General features: G+C 51.4%; 16 protein-coding genes. 4 read left to right on the top strand and 12 right to left on the bottom strand.

The window, feature by feature from the left end; all coding sequences use genetic code 11:
- Positions 1 to 151: 151 nt before the first annotated feature.
- Positions 152 to 1831: a formate--tetrahydrofolate ligase gene (locus tag ACYJL1_RS07045; RefSeq protein WP_460897667.1), complete on the bottom strand. Its 1680-nt coding sequence runs from the start codon at positions 1829 to 1831 to the stop codon at positions 152 to 154.
- 85 nt (positions 1832 to 1916) lie between these two features.
- Positions 1917 to 5006 carry a bifunctional proline dehydrogenase/L-glutamate gamma-semialdehyde dehydrogenase PutA gene (putA, locus tag ACYJL1_RS07040; RefSeq protein ID WP_460897666.1) on the bottom strand — a complete coding sequence of 1030 codons (3090 nt, stop codon included), beginning with the start codon at positions 5004 to 5006 and terminating at the stop codon, positions 1917 to 1919.
- Positions 5007 to 5116: 110 nt separating this feature from the next.
- Between putA and ACYJL1_RS07035 the strand changes: the two genes are divergently transcribed.
- Positions 5117 to 5578: an Lrp/AsnC ligand binding domain-containing protein gene (locus tag ACYJL1_RS07035; protein ID WP_115052381.1), complete on the top strand. Its 462-nt coding sequence runs from the start codon at positions 5117 to 5119 to the stop codon at positions 5576 to 5578.
- Positions 5579 to 5640: 62 nt separating this feature from the next.
- Here the strand turns inward: ACYJL1_RS07035 and ACYJL1_RS07030 are convergent, their stop codons facing one another.
- From ACYJL1_RS07030 to ACYJL1_RS07005, 6 genes are all read right to left on the bottom strand, one after another.
- Positions 5641 to 6780, bottom strand: coding sequence for a DUF2333 family protein (locus ACYJL1_RS07030; protein ID WP_460897665.1), 1140 nt, complete (start codon positions 6778 to 6780; stop codon positions 5641 to 5643).
- Between the two features lie 10 nt (positions 6781 to 6790).
- Positions 6791 to 8077, bottom strand: a complete 1287-nt coding sequence (locus ACYJL1_RS07025) for a DUF6638 family protein (protein ID WP_460897664.1) — start codon at positions 8075 to 8077, stop codon at positions 6791 to 6793.
- Positions 8077 to 9987, bottom strand: a complete 1911-nt coding sequence (locus tag ACYJL1_RS07020) for an AAA family ATPase (protein WP_460897663.1) — start codon at positions 9985 to 9987, stop codon at positions 8077 to 8079. The genes ACYJL1_RS07025 and ACYJL1_RS07020 overlap by 1 nt, the downstream gene beginning before the upstream one ends.
- A gap of 13 nt (positions 9988 to 10000) precedes the next feature.
- Positions 10001 to 11152 carry a hypothetical protein gene (locus tag ACYJL1_RS07015; RefSeq protein WP_460897662.1) on the bottom strand — a complete coding sequence of 384 codons (1152 nt, stop codon included), beginning with the start codon at positions 11150 to 11152 and terminating at the stop codon, positions 10001 to 10003.
- Between the two features lie 3 nt (positions 11153 to 11155).
- Positions 11156 to 12244 carry a hypothetical protein gene (locus ACYJL1_RS07010; RefSeq protein ID WP_460897661.1) on the bottom strand — a complete coding sequence of 363 codons (1089 nt, stop codon included), beginning with the start codon at positions 12242 to 12244 and terminating at the stop codon, positions 11156 to 11158.
- Positions 12245 to 12381: 137 nt separating this feature from the next.
- Positions 12382 to 12963 (bottom strand): thymidine kinase, encoded by a 582-nt coding sequence (locus tag ACYJL1_RS07005; protein ID WP_460897660.1) that lies wholly within the window; start codon positions 12961 to 12963, stop codon positions 12382 to 12384.
- A 188-nt stretch (positions 12964 to 13151) separates the two neighbouring features.
- Between ACYJL1_RS07005 and ACYJL1_RS07000 the strand changes: the two genes are divergently transcribed.
- The 3 genes from ACYJL1_RS07000 (at position 13152) to choV (ending at position 16071) form a co-directional block, all read left to right on the top strand.
- Positions 13152 to 14093 (top strand): choline ABC transporter substrate-binding protein, encoded by a 942-nt coding sequence (locus ACYJL1_RS07000; RefSeq protein ID WP_460897659.1) that lies wholly within the window; start codon positions 13152 to 13154, stop codon positions 14091 to 14093.
- A 95-nt stretch (positions 14094 to 14188) separates the two neighbouring features.
- A complete protein-coding gene (gene choW, locus ACYJL1_RS06995; protein WP_460897658.1) occupies positions 14189 to 15031 on the top strand; it encodes a choline ABC transporter permease subunit in 843 nt (280 codons plus the stop codon).
- Positions 15028 to 16071 (top strand): choline ABC transporter ATP-binding protein, encoded by a 1044-nt coding sequence (gene choV, locus ACYJL1_RS06990; RefSeq protein WP_460897657.1) that lies wholly within the window; start codon positions 15028 to 15030, stop codon positions 16069 to 16071. Before choW ends, choV begins: the two co-directional genes overlap by 4 nt.
- Positions 16072 to 16120: 49 nt before the next feature.
- Here the strand turns inward: choV and ACYJL1_RS06985 are convergent, their stop codons facing one another.
- Genes ACYJL1_RS06985 through ACYJL1_RS06970 form a run of 4 tightly spaced genes read right to left on the bottom strand, consistent with a single transcriptional unit; the run spans position 16121 to position 19042 of the window.
- Positions 16121 to 16384, bottom strand: a complete 264-nt coding sequence (locus ACYJL1_RS06985; RefSeq protein ID WP_460897656.1) for a hypothetical protein — start codon at positions 16382 to 16384, stop codon at positions 16121 to 16123.
- 56 nt (positions 16385 to 16440) lie between these two features.
- Positions 16441 to 17274 carry an ABC transporter ATP-binding protein gene (locus ACYJL1_RS06980; RefSeq protein ID WP_460897655.1) on the bottom strand — a complete coding sequence of 278 codons (834 nt, stop codon included), beginning with the start codon at positions 17272 to 17274 and terminating at the stop codon, positions 16441 to 16443.
- Positions 17271 to 18128, bottom strand: a complete 858-nt coding sequence (locus ACYJL1_RS06975; protein WP_460897654.1) for an ABC transporter ATP-binding protein — start codon at positions 18126 to 18128, stop codon at positions 17271 to 17273. The genes ACYJL1_RS06980 and ACYJL1_RS06975 overlap by 4 nt, the downstream gene beginning before the upstream one ends.
- Before the next feature lie 2 nt (positions 18129 to 18130).
- Positions 18131 to 19042: an ABC transporter permease subunit gene (locus ACYJL1_RS06970; RefSeq protein ID WP_460897653.1), complete on the bottom strand. Its 912-nt coding sequence runs from the start codon at positions 19040 to 19042 to the stop codon at positions 18131 to 18133.
- Between the last annotated feature and the right edge of the window lie 7 nt (positions 19043 to 19049).

The following is a 19049-nucleotide window of genomic DNA, read 5'->3' as shown; positions in this document are numbered from 1 at the left end:
CTATCCTTTTCACAAACATGCAAAAGGCTGCGCGGCCGCTAAAAGCGAGCCCACCACCAGCCAGTTGAGTGAATGCGTGTGTTCATGGCGATGATTGTTAGCGTTACATTGGATCGCTTGCAACAGCAAAAATCGGATGTTCGCCTAAGGTCTAAAACAGGCCTTCAATCAGCCCACCATTATTGAGATGAATTCGTTCCGCCGAGGGCGATTTCGGCAAGCCCGGCATGGTCATTATTTCACCGCAGATGGCCACGACAAACCCCGCCCCCGCCGAGAGCCTTACCTCGCGCACATGCACGACATGATTAACCGGTGCACCGCGCAAATCAGGATTTGTTGAAAACGAATATTGCGTTTTTGCCATACAGACCGGGAGATGACCGTATCCTGCCTCCTCCCAGCGACGTAACTGATCGCGAACACTCGCATCGGCATCTGCTTCTGCCCCACGATAAATTCTCTTTACGATTGTCTCGATTTTATCGAACAGAGAAAGCTCATCTTCGTAGAGCGGAGAAAATTGCGCCGACCCGCTTTCGGCGAGTGCTGCAACTTTCTGTGCCAGTTCTTCAATCCCGGCGGCCCCCTGAGCCCAATGCTTGCATAATACCGCTTCCGCACCATGAGTAGCAACAAAGGCTTTTACCGCTTCGATCTCGGCCTCCGTATCGGCGGTGAAATGATTGATCGCGACAATCACAGGCACACCAAACTGGCGAACATTTTCCATGTGACGGCCAAGATTTGCGCAGCCGGATTTCACCGCTGCAACATTCTCTTGACCAAGATCAGCTTTTGCTACACCGCCATGCATTTTCATCGCCCGAACCGTAGCGACGATGACCGCGGCGGCAGGCTTCAAACCAGCTTTGCGGCATTTTATGTCAAAGAATTTTTCAGCACCGAGATCAGCCCCGAAGCCCGCTTCTGTAACCACAAAATCAGCCAGTTTCAGAGCGGTTGTCGTCGCAACGACCGAATTGCAGCCATGCGCAATATTGGCAAAAGGGCCGCCATGCACAAAAGCCGGATTACTCTCAAGCGTCTGGACCAGATTGGGCTGAATCGCATCCTTTAAGAGCACAGCCATGGCTTTGTCCGCTTTGAGGTCACGCGCATAGACCGGACTGCGATCAAACCTGTAGCCGATAATGATATCGCCGAGACGCCTTTCAAGGTCGGCCAGATCAACAGCCAAGCATAGAATTGCCATGACTTCCGATGCAACGGTGATGTCAAAACCGGATTCGCGAGGAAACCCATTGGCTACACCACCCAAAGAGGATGCAATGCCACGCAAGGCGCGGTCGTTCATGTCCATCACCCGGCGCCAGGTAATCCGGCGTGTATCAAGGTTGAGTTCATTGCCCCAATAGATATGATTGTCGATCATAGCCGCGAGTAGATTATGCGCCGAAGTTATGGCATGGAAGTCACCGGTGAAATGCAGGTTGATATCCTCCATCGGGATGACCTGCGCATAACCACCGCCTGCTGCACCACCCTTGGTGCCGAAACAAGGACCAAGTGAAGCTTCGCGGATACAAACGATTGCTTTTTTGCCTATACGGTTTAGGCCATCGCCAAGTCCCACAGTCGTGGTTGTTTTGCCCTCACCAGCCGGCGTTGGGCTAACAGCTGTTACAAGGATCAACTTGCCGTTCTTGCCGTCTTTCTTGGAGCGAATGAATTCTGCCGAGAGTTTGGCCTTGTCATGGCCATAAGGCACCAGATGTTCGGCCGGAATGCCGATAGTTGCACCCACTTCCAAGATAGGTTTTTTGGTAGCGGAGCGGGCAATCTCAATATCAGATTTCATGATAACCATTGACGTTCCCCACTGTTTTAAGAATATCAATAGCATCCCGTGAGCGGGATGGGGATAGGCTGAACTTGCCTATCCCCATCTGGTATTACTCTCCCATGGCAATAAGGCTGGCATTGCCGCCAGCGGCAGCCGTATTGATTGAAACGACCTGTTCAAGTGCAAAGCGTGTCAGATAGGAGGGGCCACCAGCTTTCGGCCCAGTGCCGGAAAGACCCGAACCGCCGAAAGGTTGGGTACCTACAACAGCGCCAATCGTGTTGCGGTTAACGTAGATATTTCCAGTATCAAGCTTGTCGATAACTTTCGTCACAGTTGCTTCGATACGCGTGTGCAATCCGAAAGTCAGGCCATAGCCAGTCGACGCAATCTGATCGAGCACCTTGTCAAGATCCTTGGCCTTCCAACGCACCACATGCAGAACCGGACCGAACACCTCACGCTGCAATGCATCGGCACGATCCAGCTCAACAATATGAGGCGCAAAGAACAGACCGTCGCTGGGCGCGTCCCCCGCAAATCGAACCTTCTGAGTCTTGCGCATCGCCTCGATATGATCGCGCAACATATTATGCTGGTCTCTGTCTATAACCGGACCGATATCCGTCGATGCCAGCGCAGGATCACCGAGCACCAATTCTTTCGCAGCTCCCTCGATCATCTCCAGCATATGATCAGCCACATCCTCCTGCAGGTAGAGAATCCTTAGCGCCGAACAACGCTGACCTGCCGAACGGAAGGCTGACATGACGACGTCATCAGCCACCTGTTCCGACAAAGCCGTAGCATCAACAATCATGGCATTGAGACCGCCTGTTTCTGCAATGAGAGGAACAATCGGTCCCTTTTTCGAAGCCAATGTGCGGTTTATGGCCCAAGCCGTGTCCGTGGAGCCCGTGAAGGCAACCCCAGCAATATCCGCATGAGATGTCAGTGCTGCGCCCACTGAACCATCACCGGGCACGAACAGGACAGCATCTTTTGGAACACCTGCCTCGTGTAAAATTCTAATGGCCTCATGGGCAATAAGCGGCGTCTGTTCGGCTGGCTTGGCAATAACCGTGTTTCCAGCGGCAAGTGCAGCGGTTACCTGCCCCAAGAAAATTGCCAGGGGGAAATTCCAAGGGCTAATACATACGAAAGCGCCACGTCCACGATGTCGAAGCTTGTTATCTTCACCCGTCGGACCAGGCATAACTTTCTCCGTCCCAAACTGACGGCGGGCTTCAGCTGCGTAGTATCGGCAGAAATCGACTGCCTCACGAATTTCCGCGATACCATCATCAATGGTCTTGCCTGCCTCCCGCGAAAGGAGATCAAGCAATTGATCACGATTGTCTTCAAGCAGATCGGCTGCCTTTTCCAATGCCTTTGCGCGTGTTTCAACCGCAGTGCGGGACCAGGCAACAAAACCTTTGCGTGCAATGCTGACAGCCTTTGCGGCCTCTTCGGCGGATGCAAAAACAACTGAACCGACAGTTGCACCATTGACCGGAGAAATCACATCTTGCGTTTTGCCGGTCGGTTTCCCATCAATCAGTGGAACCGCGTGCACAGTTTTCGCGGCTTTTGAAATTCCAGCCAACAAATCGGCCAGTGCTTTCCTGTCGCCAAGTTCGACACCGGCGGAATTAATGCGTTTGCCGTAGAGCTTCAAAGGCACGGGAATATTAGGATGGCGATAGCCTCTACCGTCATTCAGCTTTTCGGCAGGACGAACCAACAGATCGGCAATCGGCACATTATTGTCGCCAACCACTGAAACAAACGAAGAATTCGCACCGTTCTCAAGCAGACGGCGCACCAGATAAGCCAGAAGATCGCGGTAACCGCCGACGGGTGCGTAGATGCGGCAAGCAATCTTGTCATTCTTCTCGGTGATCTGCTTATAAAGGCTTTCACCCATGCCATGCAGACGCTGAAATTCAAAGCCGGACTTGTCGTCTCCGGCCATTTCCAAGATCATCGCGACTGTCAATGCATTATGCGTAGCAAACTGAGGAAAAATCCGCGGTCGGGCGTCGAGCATCCGCTTGGCACACGCCATATAGGATGCGTCGGTTGCAGGCTTACGCGTGAAAACCGGATAATCGGCTAGGCCGCGTTCCTGTGCGCGCTTCACTTCAGTATCCCAATAGGCACCCTTCACCAAGCGTACCATCATCTTGCGGTTGTGGCGGGCTGCGAGCTTGTCGATGTGATCGATCACATCGACAGCACGCTTCTGATAGGCCTGAATAGCAAGACCGAAACCATCCCAACCATGCAGCGACGGATCAGCAAAAACGCGATCAATTACATCCAGCGAAAGCTCAAGCCGGTCTGCCTCTTCCGCATCAACGGTAAAATTCAGATCATAGGATTTCGCTTTTTGCGCCAATGCCAGGAGATCCGGCACCAGTTCAGCCATGACCTGATCGTGATGTGTAGCAAGATAACGCGGATGAAGCGCTGACAGTTTAACTGAAATTCCCATACGATCTGGCAATTTCTTGTTGCCAGTGGCACGGCCTATGGCATCAATCGCATCCGAATAGGATTTGAAGTAGCCTTGCGCATCCTTGCGTGTCCGCGCGCCCTCGCCCAGCATATCGAAGGAATGCCGATACCCTTTGGCCTCATTTGTGCCCGCGCGTTTCAATGCGTCCTTAATGGTTTCACCCAGCACAAAGTGATGTCCGAGATAACGCATGGCCTGTTTTGTGGCGGTGCGCACAGTTGGCAGCCCTATACGCTTTACCAGCGATGACAACACCCCCTCCGGCGTTTCCCCGGGTTTGATGACCTTGGCAGAAAGACCAAGCGCCCAAGCGGAGGCAGAGACGAACCATGTGTCGCCGCTGGGCTCATGCTCGGACCAGTGACCTTGCTTGAGCTTGTCCTCGATCAACTTGTCTTGCGTGGCGGCATCGGGAACCCGCAAAAGCGCTTCCGCCAGCACCATCAACGCCAAACCCTCGCGCGTGGAAAGACCGTATTCACGAAGGAAATCCTCAACGCCACCAATTCCGCTGGCTTCCTTGCGGATCGTTGCGATATATTTACTGGCGCGCTCGTCAATACGCCGGTTTACCGGTTCGGAAAGCGCTATGGTTTGCAGTAGTTCCGTGACCAATTGTTGATCATCGACAGCATATGGAGCGGAAAAATCTTGGGTAGATGGCGAATGGTTGGTCATCAGGCTTTCCCTTATTGATTTTTCCCATATAATCTATTCCATGTGGTTATTCTCACCAATGAAAAATTGCTAACCAGAGTAAAAAACTAAAAATGGGGAATTTTTTAGAGATGAAAAGTTTGGACAGTCTCGACCGCCGGATTTTGCGTGAGCTGCAAAAGGATGGAAGGCTATCCAATACTGAATTATCTGAACGTATCAGTCTTTCCCAAACAGCGACAACCGAACGGGTGAAGCGTCTCTCCCGTGACGGTTATATCCTAGGGTACACGGCAAAACTGTCGCCGAAAAAGTTGGATCGCGCAATGCTGGTCTTCGTTGAAATCAAGCTGGATCGAACCACGCCCGATGTCTTCGCAACTTTCGCCGCTGCAACGCGACGTAACCCGGATGTGATGGAGTGTCATATGGTGGCTGGCGGTTTTGACTATCTGATCAAAGCCCGCGTTGCAGATATGGAGCATTACCGGCGTTTTCTCTCGGACGCCCTGCTTTCACTACCGGGCGTTCGCGAAACACACACTTATGCCGTCATGGAAGAGGTCAAGGAAACATCGGCCTTGCCCGTATGAACTGATCGATACTGGCAAATATAAAAGGCGGGCTACCACCCGCCTTTTGATAACAATATGGCCTATTGTTGCAGGACCTGCTTAATATCAACCAAGTTCGACCGGACCCGCAAGATATAAAAACCCATGGTCGTCAAATGGTTTGGCAGAAGCCAACCGCCCTCACTGCCATTGGCGATGATCCAAGGCTGAATAGCCAGAGCAGAACGTAACTGCCCGTCCATACCATCCCACAGGGACTTCAAATTTTTCTCTTCCAGAACCTGTTTGAAATCCACCTCAGCTGCATTCATCAACCCGTAATACGCGTAGAGCTGCCCGTAGGCGAACCAGAAGCGATCATCAGCTCGCGTATCAAACCAGCCATTATTGTGGTTCTCGGAGCGATCTTTCAGGATCGCTGATGTTGAGCCAATATCATTGGCGATACGGTCCACAAACTGGATCAAATTATCCGCGCGCGCGTCAAATATTGCGTTGCAGTTTGCCAGCTTGGTGTTGAACGTCCGAAGATCATTCACAGCAGAGCGGTAATAGCTTGGCGTAGGTGTTTTCGGGCCAAATGGATTGAGGCCGAAATACCAAGCGTCTTCCGTGAACTGTAAATTACCACGGGCTTTTTGCAAATCACCATCGATCTGTGATGTGCCTCGCACGCGGCCAAGCGTATCAACCAACTCGATAGCGGTGCGGCGGACTGCTGAATTGATACCGCGTTGAAAGGACGCCTTGTTGTCGAGAAACGGAGTCCTATCCCAGTCCATGCCGAAAAATCCGAGCTTGTAGAGCAGCATCGAGGAGATCCAGGCATTCTGATTAACATTGAAATCCGTTAAATCCGCTGTGACTGTCACAATTGCAGATTGCGCGCAGGTCTTGGCAACATTCGTACCTGTCGCCGCAGCTTTTGCGGGAGCAGCGAGTGGCTCACCAGCGGGTGCGGTCTGGTTCTTGAAATTATAGGACGCAACATAGTCCGGATTAAAATTGGTCCAAGCCTGCGTATTGTAAAAGAAATAACCGTAAAGACCGAGCCAGACGAGGAGCGCAAGACCAAGTACAATCTTGAGAATAAAGCCCCTTTGAGTGTACCAGCTGCCGGCCCACATGAAAGGCCATAGAAGAATGCCGACGACAAACCCGATACCGCGTCCGATATAGGTGAATATCCGGCTGAAAAAATTGATCACGGGCTCGAGCATCCTGTTTCCTTCACTGGTCAAGTCCATAAAGCCGCTTGCGCAGCCCTTCCTTGTCCTTCAAATAGGTTGTTTTGAGAGTATCGACAACGTGTTCCTGATAAGGAAGGCTCCAGCGTTGGTAATCAGCATAGAAACCCGGCTTGTTGAACACATAGCGCGACAGGAAATCCCAAGGCACAAAATCACTGATCAACTGGTTCACAAGCCAAGCATCGGGGTGCTGCGGCAAGGCTCGAACAACAAGAAATCGTCGCGGGGGTTCAATATCAGACATATTTAACTGACCGGACTGTCCAATCTCTCGCTTTACTCCGTTAAGAAAGGGCCATGTGCCATCATGATTAATTAGAGCCGCATTGGCGTGAATCCATGTTTGCAGCCAAATCCGGTCAATATTCTTTAAATCACGCTCTGGTTCCAGCGTTTGGATCAGGTGACGAATAATCATCTCGCCGCGATTTTCCAGATAACCGGATTGCTCAATCCACGATGCACGCGGCAATTCAATGCGCGACGTTGTGCTGAGGAACTGAAATACCTGCTCCGCATCCTTGATCGAAATATAATTGACCTGCCAAGGACGCGAACGCCGGAATCCGGGTGCTTCAGGATTCCCGATAACAGTTGTCGTATTATCATCGACAAAAATATAGACCCCGCCGAAATGGCTGGTCCAAAAGGCGCTATGCCTGAACAGTACCTTGTCGGGAACCAGCGAATTTTCGCGAATATCGCCCGTGACTTTGGCAAGCTCCACCATGCGTTCCAGCATTGTATTGTCACGCCAGGCATCGGGCTCATTCTTGAGGCGGTCAGCCAATAGACGTAGCTCAGCAGCCTGCGCCATGACATTCTGGGCTGAAAGCACTCGGAATTCGACCTGATTGATCGAAAGCAGATCTTCGATATTGGAGACAATGGAAACGGAATCCTCAATCTCTCCGTAAAGCACATCTTTGATCGTCAGCGCATTGATCGCTCGGGCATTGCTCGAAAAAAACTCGTACAACAATTGCGATGTATTGGAGAATTGCGTGTGAACAACAGGCAAGTCAGCCTGAGACGGTGTGAGGATAATGAAGCGCCTGTTAACACCATTCGGATCGAGATAAGCGGGATCTTTCAACTCATCGGCGATCTGTGGCGAGAAACCTGTCCTGTCTATGTCAAACTCTTCCAGCTTGCTCGCCGGAAATCCAAAAGACTGAAGCGCTTTATTGTACCGCTCGACAAGGTGCGGCTGGTCGATTTTCAACAACCGTCCATAGATCAGATCGTTCTGGTAGAGCAGTTCCATCAGGCTTCCCACTGCCCCTTGGCTTTTAATGTCTCAACTTCCCTAACTGCACGCTCACGCAATCTTGCATCGCGGACCATTTTCTCAATAGCGGCATCATCCGATTTGTCCGCATAGCGGAATTCCGAATCCGCATAGCGATTGGTTTCCTGCAATACCATGTCCATCGTGAATGGCTTGCGCAGCTCCTCAATCATCGCTTTTTTGTCATCATAGTTCTTGTGCATGAACGTTTCAGGTTTTTCAAACCACTCGTCCGGAAGCTCGACATCCATCGCACGCATTTTAATTGCATCGGTGACGTTCTTGATCGCCCGTCCCGTGAAGCGCGGTTCGCGCTCCTTGATCATATGGAGATATGTACCAATGTCGGACAGCGTTTCGGGTTTACCGTTGTCCTTTATGAAGCGGTCATAAACGACTTTCAGCCCATCTTCTTGTGGCTCAGACAATTGCTCATAAGCGCTCTCCACCGCACGTTGAATTTGCTGTGCTTCATAAAGATTGTGATCTCCAAGCGGAATCTTGTGGTTTTTGCCCGCAAGCAACGCAAAGATGTCGATGTAGTCATCGCGCGACTGCGGACCATCAACCAGCCAACGAGCACCCGCGCGTTGACGCAACGCATCGTCAACATTTTCCGGATAGTTGGAAAACATTCCGAACGAGCAGTTGCCGCGTACCACCGTCGATGCGCCTGCAAAGGCCTCCATCAGAACGCCGGTAATCTCTTGCTGACCTGACGACGCCCGATCATCTGAACGCTTGGCAGCGACCTGATCGATATCGTCAATCGTGCCGAAGCCGATGGTACGTGGATTGAGAACATTGGTAATGAACTGCTTACAGTTCTGACCTGACTTGCCTTGATAGGAAGAAATCTGGTCGACGCCGAAATTTTCATAGTGGAATGCATAGCCAGCGACCTGGCAGTAATCATTCACCAGCCCTGCAATCATCTGGATCAGTGTTGTTTTGCCTGTCCCTGGCGCGCCATCGCCAATGAACGTGAACAGAAATCCACCGAGTTCCACAAATGGGTTGAGCTGCCTGTCAAAATCATAGGCCATCAGCATTTTAGACAATTTTAAGGCCTGATACTTGGCGATGTGATTGCCGACAACTTCGCTTGGCTTTTTGAAAGTCATCACCAGCGGCATGCGTTTTTTTGACGGCGCGACATCAAAGCCATCCAGCGTGAAATCATCACTATCCAGCCGCAGGTGAATATCCTCGAAACTGCCCAGCCCCTCAAACCGGCCCTTCCGCTGCAAAAGGCCATCTATGCTAAGCGCTGCAAAGGCCTTGGCTCGAGCCAGCATTGTCTGCTCGTCATTTGTCCCGCTTATCGCATTATTCAATCCCGCGATGACAGACTTTAATGCATCCTGCGATGTGTCGAAATTGAAATCGGGCTCGGCAATATCGTTTGCAGGCTCTCCATCTGCTTCAATCAACTGGGTCAAATACGCCGACAGGGAAAATGCCGCCACGTAGGATGCCGCCGACAAGAGACGCTTGAAATGGCCGGCCTCCTCACCCTGCAATGGCGATGAAGCATTGCGTGCCATGAGGCTTTCAAGATCGCTTTGCCTGGCGAAAACAGCCGCCACCGCCAAAGCAATAGCAACGCCGCGTCGTGCCCTGAACAATAATGTGTGCTGGGCAATCGACAACATTTGATCATCAGGGCGCACGGACTGAATGGTCTTGGCGAGTTCGACCTCACGCGTCTTGCGTAGTCCACCTGTCGAGACCGTCGAGACGAAACGACGACCGGTGCCCGCGATCTCAGCACCCGATTTCTGATCGCTCGTTTCCAACGAAACAAATCGCGTCACCATTGCATGTGCAACCGCAAGGTGCTTGGCGATATCTTTTTCCTCGATCGTCGTCAGGCCGACATCCATGATCCCAGTCCTTTTAAATACCGCTTATAACCTGCCCATTGGATAGGATATGCGTTTCAAATCCAGTAAAAATCCGCGAGGCTTCACCCGAGGCGTAAAGTGCCTGATATGCTTCATGAGGAACCAAGGCATGTTGCTCATAGTAACTCACACCCTGCCGCGTTGCTTCCAGATCATCAGTATTGATATGAAATTCCTCCCGAGATGGCTCTGAAGACCAGATACCGCGCCTGCCGGGTTTCTCCGCAGTTGAGAACACTTCCTGCATAGTCCAGGTCAATAGCCACGCATCTTCAGGCCGACGGACGCGCTCAAGCACATCCGCAACTTTCTGATTATGTTCTGTGATCCCTGCCGTATAGAACGGGCCCAGGACAATTCGGCGCAATTGCTTCGGGTGCAACTCTGGAAAATCCTTGTCCAGACTCATTGCGATTGTCACGGGAGATAGTGAATAGGCCGAATTTTTCGCAGCAAAATCATCGAAACGCCTGGCCAAATCAGGATTCAGCAAACCACCTACGGGAAGTGGAATTTTGACTTTCGGATTGAGCTTGCCATCCTTCTGAACCAGTGTTTCAACTATGTCGTCCGAAGAATCTTCAATGACTGCCATATAGATAAGCGGAAGATTGGAGGCACCATCAAAGGTTCCCCAATGCACAACGTAAAATGGGCGCATTGTCTTCGGATTGACCGAAACTCGGATCGTTGTAGGGAGCACGAATGGTGAGAAAACCTCGCCCTTCAAAACTGTCTCCAGATAGATGCGCTCAGCGATGGATTTTTGTAGGTCACGCGGGAACTCCCGGTGGCGCAGGATAAAGTCTGCCATCTCGCTGCGTAATGTGTCCACGGGAGGTATGGCTGCAAGGCGCTCCTTGGCTTCTTTCTTGTCATTCTCCAGTTCCAGCACATTCTGGAAGACAGGAAAGCCGCTTTCCGCCTTGGATATGCGGAAGCGTTCTGTAAAGCCAAGTCTATTACGCCAGCAGTCAAATGATGCGTCGAGCCGCTGTAAATATTCGGCAACGGTCTGAGCGACAAGATCATGCTTGTAAAGCGGCGAGTCTTGATTGTTCAAAAAAATCTCGAGCCCGTCCAATGCTGCACGGATTGCACCAAAGTAACGTTCCGCCGCCGCCAGTTCTGCATTCTCTGACATGAATTAACTCTGGGCGTAACCGGCAGAATTGTGCTTCTTGAGGACTTCGGAGAATCTGCGTGCAAATGCATCATCTGCAAGCTTCTTGCGGCGCTGAATATCTTGTGAACTGACCATGTTCTTTTCGTGCATTTCAAGAAGATCGCCAATGTGTTTTTGCGCAGCAGCACCAACACCGGCCATGGTTTCTTCCGCCGCCTTGTCCACCTGACTGCCAAGCGTGTTGATCTTGTGAGCAACGTCCTGTTGAGCCGCAGTCTTCAATGAATCTTCAAGTGCCTTGTACAGAACAATGCGCTGCTCAGTGTCGATAGCCAGCTTGTTGATAAGCGTGCTTTGAGCGGCGATCTGATTGTTCAGCGAGTCAACGAAGGTCTGGAACATCGACGTGTAGCGCTCAAGTGTCTGGCTCTCGGCCAGCAATTCCTGCTCCTTGGCCTGACGCTCATTATACTCGGTAGCAAGCTTGGAGCGTTCGCCCTCGAGTTGAGCACGTGTCCCTTGATCGGTGGACGCGGCGATACGGTTTTCGATATCGAGCAAAAGCGGATTAAGTTCTTCGATACGCTTTTGTGTCGCTTCAAGCGTAGCAATGGTGGTCTTTCGGCGCTCGATCACCGTAGCGAGACTGGTTTCCGATGTTTTGTAACGAGCATCGAGAATAACTTTCTGCTCTTTCAAAATGCCGACAATGCGATCTGACTTGGTAAGTAATTCCTGAAGATTACCGGCTAGCGACATGTTCCGCACGCGGTCGGAGCGCAGACGCTGCATCTTGTCTTTGGAAAACAGGCCAATAAATTTTTCCCAGCCCGAATAACCTTTCATGCTTTCGAACTCTGTACCGAAGATGTTGGTGGCATCCTCCAATCCGATAATCAATTCGGCAATATTGCCTTCCATTACCTTTTGCTGCCGCAACACATCATCAATGCGTGCATTCTCGATGTCAAAATCAGCAGCCCCAATCTTCGCATCGGCTTTGGCGAATTTATCCAGAACGACACTGGATTGATCAATTTTCGTACGCATGTCGTTGACCATTGTGTTGGTCTTTTCAATCTCGGCGTCGAAGTTCTGCAAACTCGCCATTATAAATCTCCCCTACTATTCAAATTAAAGTATCAACCACAGTCACGGTTGCATATAGCGATTGCACCGTGCCAAACAATGTCTGCAATCAAATGACAACGGCCACGGCGGACTTGCAAGTGGAGAATATCAGCTGGCTATATGAGGCGTCCGGTTTCATCTTCCCAATGTTTGCGGCAGAGCGAAACATAGACTGACTTTTCAATAGCGACCTGATCACCTTCAGTAAGCGCCTTGCCAGTTTGGTCCTTGCGTACCACCATGGTCGCCTTGGCTCCGCAATGGCAGATTGTTCGGATTTCACGCAAAGTATCGGCGATAGCAAGTAGTTCTGAGGAACCGGGGAAAAGCTTTCCCTGAAAGTCGGTACGTAGGCCAAAACACATAACCGGAATATTTAACCTGTCCGCTACGCGGGCAAGCTGCCACACTTGTTCTTTGGTCAGAAATTGCGCCTCATCAACAAACGCACAACTAAGCGGGGCTTGATTGTTCGCAATCTTGATTCGCGCAAACAGATCATCATCATCCCAATAGAGTTCAGCATCAGCACTGACACCAAGCCTTGATGTTATTTTCCCCACACCATTTTCTGCATAATGACCGGCAGTGAATTGTATAGTCCGCATTCCCTGCTCCCTATAGTTGTGAGAAGCCTGCAGGAGGAGCGTCGATTTGCCGGCATTCATTGCCGAATAGCTGAAATATAATTTTGCCATAATCGCTTTAATCAGACTTGCGCTCCAGCTTGAAGCCACGCCAAGAGCACGGCGCTCACTTTTTGTGGAATATCAACAACTGTCGCTATTTGACCGGATTTATGCGCGCCTATGCTTGAATGACCGCCCGTTTGATGCTTGGTTCAGGACTTTGAATGCCGGGAAACCGCCGGAAGGGGAAAACAAACATGAAAACTCTGTCCAAATTGACTCTTACCTTGGCTTTGGTGCTTTCGGCGAGCACCGCATTCGCCGCCGAACCGGAGAGTTGCAAAAATGTACGCTTCGCCGATGTCGGCTGGACTGATGTGACCGCCACGACTGCAACAACAGCTGAAGTGCTCAAGGCACTTGGCTACAACACGGACATAAAAGTTCTGTCGGTGCCTGTGACTTATGCATCTCTTGGCAAAAAAGACATCGACATTTTTCTTGGCAACTGGATGCCAACGCAGTCGGCTGACATCAAGCCTTATATTGAAAACAAGACTGTCGAGGACCTCGGCCCGAACCTGACCGGTGCGAAATATACGCTTGCCGTTCCACAATACCTTTTTGACAAGGGCTTGAAGGATTTCAAGGATATCGCCAAATTTAAGGACGAACTCGGCGGCAAAATTTACGGTATCGAGCCTGGAAATGATGGCAACCGACTCATCCTTGATATGATTGCGAAAGACCAATTTGGTTTAAAGGACTTTCAACTTGCCGAGTCATCCGAGCAGGGCATGCTGGCCCAAGTTGCGAAAGACAGCAAATCAGAAAAGCCAGTCGTGTTCCTCGGCTGGGAACCTCATCCAATGAACGCAAACTTCAAGCTCGCCTATCTTTCTGGCGGCGACGAAGTATTCGGCCCTAATTTTGGTGGCGCCGAAGTCCACACCAATGTTCGCACTGGCTACACAACTGAATGTCCGAATGTTGGTAAGCTGCTTGCCAATTTAAAGTTTACTCTCCCCATGGAAAACGAAATCATGGGCAAAATCCTCGATGAGGGAGAAGATGCGGCAGATGCTGCAACCGAATGGCTGAAAGCCAATCCGACCGTTCTTGATACCTGGCTGGCAGGCGTTACCACCTACGACGGTAAAGAGGGCCTCCCGGCCGTCAAGGCAGAGCTCGGCCTCTAGGCCGATGCAATAATGCCACTAGAATGAAAGCCGCCCGGCCAGCCGATCGGGAGGTTTTTTCGCTTGTTTGTTAAACGATAGAGGGATAGCTCGGTTTGGACTGGCTGACACAAGACAAGATTCCCGTCGGCAAGACGGCCAAGGCCGTCGTCGACTGGCTTACCACCAATTTTTCCGGATTCTTTGATGGACTTGCAATGGTTATGCAGAGTTTCATCGATGGGCTTATGTACGTACTGAAATACCCTCACCCGCTGGCCATGATCGCGATATTCGCCGCAATTGCCTATGCCTTGCGGCGTTCAACTGCCGTCACCATTCTTACGATTGTGGGGTTCCTATTCATAGTCAACCAGGGTTACTGGGATGAGACGATGGAGACCCTCACTCTGGTACTCTCTTCCTGCATCCTTTGCATGGGTATCGGTGTTCCCATTGGCATCATCGCGGCCCACCGGCCCAAATTTTATTCGGTAATTCGCCCTGTATTGGACTTGATGCAGACATTGCCAACCTTCGTCTATCTTATTCCCGCCATCGTGTTCTTCGGCATTGGGATGGTACCCGGCTTGCTGGCCACAGCAATCTTCGTCTTGCCTGCTCCCATTCGTCTGACCCATCTCGGCGTCTCATCGACACCACTGCATCTTGTCGAAGCCGGGCAAGCCTTTGGTGCATCCTCCCGGCAACTCCTATGGAAAATTGAACTGCCCTATGCCATGCCGCAAATTCTTGCAGGCCTGACCCAGACAATAATGCTGTCGCTTTCCATGGTCGTCATTGCAGCACTGGTCGGTGCCGATGGCCTTGGCGTTCCGGTTGTTCGTGCACTCAATTCGGTCAATACCGCTCTCGGCTTTGAAGCCGGTCTCGTCATCGTGGTCGTTGCCATTGTGCTTGACCGTATTTTCCGCCCTGGCAAGGAGCAAGGTGAATGACTGCGATTACACTCGATGAAGTCTGTATTGTTTTCGGCAAGCGGACAGATGCTTCACTGGCACTTGCTGATCAGGGAAAGAGCCGATCGGAAATTCAGGCAGAAACCGGTCATGTTCTAGGCGTGCACAATTGTTCGCTAACGATTGCGGAAGGCGAAATACTGGTCCTTATGGGCCTATCGGGTTCCGGCAAGTCCACGCTACTGCGTGCTATCAACCGCCTAAATCCAATTTCACGTGGTTCTGTTGTCGTTCATAATGATGGCCAGTCGATTGACGTAGGCAATGCGGATAAATCGACTTTGCGTAACCTGCGCAAGCATCTGGTTTCAATGGTCTTCCAGCAGTTCGGTTTGCTTCCTTGGCGCACCGTCGAGGAGAATGTCGGTTTTGGACTGGAACTTTCCGGAATACCGAAAGAGGAGCGCACGCATGCAGTTCAACAACAACTTGAGCTGGTCAATCTGCAAGATTGGGCCAAGCGTAGGGTTGGAGAACTCTCTGGCGGCATGCAACAGCGTGTCGGTCTTGCCCGTGCATTTGCGACCGGAGCCCCAATCCTCCTCATGGACGAACCGTTTTCAGCTCTTGATCCTCTCATTCGCAACAGACTGCAAGACGAGCTTTTGAGTCTGCAGGAACGATTGAAGAAAACAATTGTCTTTGTCAGCCATGATCTTGATGAAGCGATGAAAATTGGCAACCGCATTGCCATTATGGAAGGCGGCCGCATAATCCAATGCGGAACAGCACAGGATATCCTTCTCAATCCGGCAGATGATTATGTGGCGGATTTCGTCGCCAATATGAATCCACTTGGAGTACTGACAGCTGCCGATATCATGGTTCCGCTTGATCGTTCACGCGGCAACCGGCCCTTCGCGGCCACCGCACGGCCGGATACACCTGTACGAGAGGTTATGCAGGCTGTTGCCAAAAACAGTGGTGATGTCGGTGTAGTTGAAAAAGGTGCGATCCTTGGCATGATTTCCGCTGACGACATAGTTCGCGGGCTGCTCAAGCATCAAAAAAGCGCATAAGTTCGAGTCAATGAGGCGGCATGGTTAAAAATTGCCACGCCGCTCAAAGCTATTCTTCATCAGCGACTTCAGTATCGTCACTCTTGCCAGCTGGCTGCCAGCTGGTTGGCACGACTTTCTTCTGCGTGCTGGAATCCGTAAATATCCACCACCCCGCATCAGCCTCATCCCATTGGCCACCGGTCGCCTTGAGACGGTCCAACGAGCGATACTGCCCGATGGACTGGTTTTCCTGCCCATCCTCATCGGTCCAGAAAATCTGCACCTTGCTACCATCGGCAGGCGCGGATGAAATCGGCTGCTTTTTACTCATGGGCATTCCTCCTGTTAGTTCACTGAGTGAACGCCGGATCATAAGGCAGGTTCCGCTCAAGCGGCAGCTTTCTTCTTTGCAATACGCGCCCGGATACTCTCCACGTCAGATTTCGGCGTCGCCGCAAACAGTGTCTTGGTATAGCTGTGTTGCGGATTTGAAAACACCTCGTCGCGCGAACCGTATTCAACCACTTCTCCGTAATACATCACCATGACGTCATCAGCGATGTAACGGACTACGGACAAATCATGACTGATGAAAACATAAGTCAAGTTGAACTCGTCCTGCAAATCCGCAAGAAGATTGAGAACCTGCGCCTGCACAGACAAATCGAGAGCAGAAACCGGCTCATCCAGCACAAGCAGGCTTGGGCTTAACATCAGCGCGCGCGCAATAGCGATACGCTGACGCTGACCGCCCGAGAACATATGCGGATAGCGATTATAATGTTCCGGTCCCAGCCCGACTTTCACGAGCATTTGCATGGCAAGCTCGCGTCGCTCTGCTGCGGTTTTGTTTGTGTTCAGCAGCAAAGGCTCGCCCAGAACTTCGCCGATTTTCTGGCGCGGATTCAGCGAGCCATAGGGGTTCTGGAAAATGATCTGCACCTTGCGGCGCATTTCGGTCGTCACCTTGTCTTTGGCAATATTGATTGGCTTGCCATCGATGAGCAATTCGCCAGATGTCTGCGGGTCAATCAGCGTCAAGATACGGCCAAGCGTGGATTTCCCGCATCCACTTTCACCCACTATGGCAAGCGTCTTGCCTTTCTCCACAGTGAAATTCACGCCTTTTACGGCCTGTATGGTCTTCGCCTTTCCAAACAGGCTGCCACCAACGTGATACTCGCGTACAATATTGCGGCCTTCGAGTACGATCTCGCTCATGATGCCGCTCCTGCATTGGCTGCTTCATTTTTCATGAAGTCAGCGACGGTTGAAAGCCGGTCACCTGTAGCATTTTCAGGGAGAGCCGATAGAAGGGCGCGAGTATATGGACTTTTGGGTGCCTCAAAAAGCGTCAGCACATCGGCCTCTTCCATCTTGGTACCCTTGTACTGAACGATTACGCGATCGGCGGTTTCCGCCACCACGCCCATATCGTGAGTGATCATGATTAATCCCATGCCATGCTCAGCTTGAAGACCAACGAGCAGGTCGAGAATCTGCTTTTGGATCGTTACGTCAAGGGCGGTGGTCGGTTCATCAGCGATCAGCAGCTTGGGATTACACGCAATCGCAATAGCGATCATCACACGCTGACACTGCCCGCCAGACATCTGATGCGGATAGGATTTGAGCCGTTCTTCCGGAGTTGGAATGCCGACCTGTTTGAAAAGTTCTATCGCGCGGGCGCGCCGTGCTTTCTTGTCGAGTTTCATATGAACTCGCAGAACTTCCTCCAGCTGGAATCCAACAGTGAAACATGGATTGAGGCTTGCCATGGGCTCCTGAAAGATCATGGCAACATCGCGGCCTATAATTTCACGGCGGCGCTTGCTGGTCATTGTTAGCATGTCATGACCATCAAACGTCATGCTGTCGGCAGTAACAGTTGCCGACTTCGGCAAAAGTCCCATAACCGCAAGCATAGCCACAGATTTGCCAGAACCGGATTCGCCGACAATAGCCAGAACTTCGCGTGCTTCGACCGACAGATCGATCCCTTGCACAGCCATAAACATGCCGCTGCTGGTATCAAATCCAACGGAAAGGTTTTTGATTTCGAGTAGCTTGCTCATATTCAGCTCCTCTTCAATTTGGGATCGAGTGCATCACGCAATCCGTCACCGACGAGATTGATGGCAAGCACTGTGATCAAAATTGCAAGACCGGGCAGCGTTACCACCCACCATTGACCGCTCGCGATGAACTCACGTGCATCGGCCAGCATGGTGCCCCATTCCGACGCTGGCGGCTGCGCACCATAGCCAAGAAAGCCAAGCGCAGCAGCATCAAGGATTGCATTGGAAAATGACAGCGTCGCCTGAACGATCAACGGCGCCATACAATTCGGCAGGATCGTCTTGAACATGAGACGCAGCGGACCAGCACCAGCAACCTTTGCGGCCACTACGTAATCCCGGGTCTTTTCTGCCATGACCGCAGCACGGGTCAGACGCACAAAATGCGGTTGGTACACAAGCGCAATGGAAATCATCGCGCCGGTCAATCCCGGTCCAATGATTGCGACCAGCACAAGAGCGAGCAACAATGAAGGAAAGGCCAGAATGACGTCCATCAATCGCATGATGACAGTATCAACCCAGCCACGGAAATAACCAGCGATAACGCCGAGAAAAATGCCACCGACAAGCGCGATACAGGTAACAACAATGCCAATAAACAGCGAATAGCGCGCGCCGTAAATCAGACGCGAGAGAATATCGCGACCTACGGCATCCGTTCCGAGCAAATAACCCGCACGTCCTCCTTCCTGGAAGATTGGTGGCAAAAGTACAGCATCGCGATACTGATCTGCTGGGCCATGCGGCGCAATCCACGGTGCGAAGACTGCTGTGATAATCAGCAGTACGAAAACAACGAGGCCAATAACGGCACCACGATTTTCCGAGAAATAATACCAAAACTCGGATAGCTGACGACCGAGTGAAGCGTCATCGGACGTAGCGCTTTGAATATTTGTCTGGGCCATGATCTAT

This window comes from Phyllobacterium sp. K27, assembly GCF_054796155.1.
This window is presented reverse-complemented; position numbering and strand designations above follow the sequence as displayed.

Bases quoted from the DNA above. Each gene is read 5' to 3' on its own strand.
- ACYJL1_RS06970 (WP_460897653.1), bottom strand. From the start codon at position 19,042: ATGGCCCAGACAAATATTCAAAGCGCTACGTCCGATGACGCTTCACTC.
- choV (WP_460897657.1), top strand. From the start codon at position 15,028: ATGACTGCGATTACACTCGATGAAGTCTGTATTGTTTTCGGCAAGCGG.
- ACYJL1_RS07005 (WP_460897660.1), bottom strand. From the start codon at position 12,963: ATGGCAAAATTATATTTCAGCTATTCGGCAATGAATGCCGGCAAATCG.
- putA (WP_460897666.1), bottom strand. From the start codon at position 5,006: ATGACCAACCATTCGCCATCTACCCAAGATTTTTCCGCTCCATATGCT.
- ACYJL1_RS07010 (WP_460897661.1), bottom strand. From the start codon at position 12,244: ATGGCGAGTTTGCAGAACTTCGACGCCGAGATTGAAAAGACCAACACA.
- ACYJL1_RS07000 (WP_460897659.1), top strand. From the start codon at position 13,152: ATGAAAACTCTGTCCAAATTGACTCTTACCTTGGCTTTGGTGCTTTCG.
- ACYJL1_RS06980 (WP_460897655.1), bottom strand. From the start codon at position 17,274: ATGAGCGAGATCGTACTCGAAGGCCGCAATATTGTACGCGAGTATCAC.
- ACYJL1_RS06985 (WP_460897656.1), bottom strand. From the start codon at position 16,384: ATGAGTAAAAAGCAGCCGATTTCATCCGCGCCTGCCGATGGTAGCAAG.
- ACYJL1_RS07035 (WP_115052381.1), top strand. From the start codon at position 5,117: ATGAAAAGTTTGGACAGTCTCGACCGCCGGATTTTGCGTGAGCTGCAA.
- ACYJL1_RS07045 (WP_460897667.1), bottom strand. From the start codon at position 1,831: ATGGTTATCATGAAATCTGATATTGAGATTGCCCGCTCCGCTACCAAA.
- ACYJL1_RS07030 (WP_460897665.1), bottom strand. From the start codon at position 6,780: ATGCTCGAGCCCGTGATCAATTTTTTCAGCCGGATATTCACCTATATC.
- ACYJL1_RS07020 (WP_460897663.1), bottom strand. From the start codon at position 9,987: ATGGATGTCGGCCTGACGACGATCGAGGAAAAAGATATCGCCAAGCAC.
- ACYJL1_RS06975 (WP_460897654.1), bottom strand. From the start codon at position 18,128: ATGAGCAAGCTACTCGAAATCAAAAACCTTTCCGTTGGATTTGATACC.
- ACYJL1_RS07025 (WP_460897664.1), bottom strand. From the start codon at position 8,077: ATGGAACTGCTCTACCAGAACGATCTGATCTATGGACGGTTGTTGAAA.
- ACYJL1_RS07015 (WP_460897662.1), bottom strand. From the start codon at position 11,152: ATGTCAGAGAATGCAGAACTGGCGGCGGCGGAACGTTACTTTGGTGCA.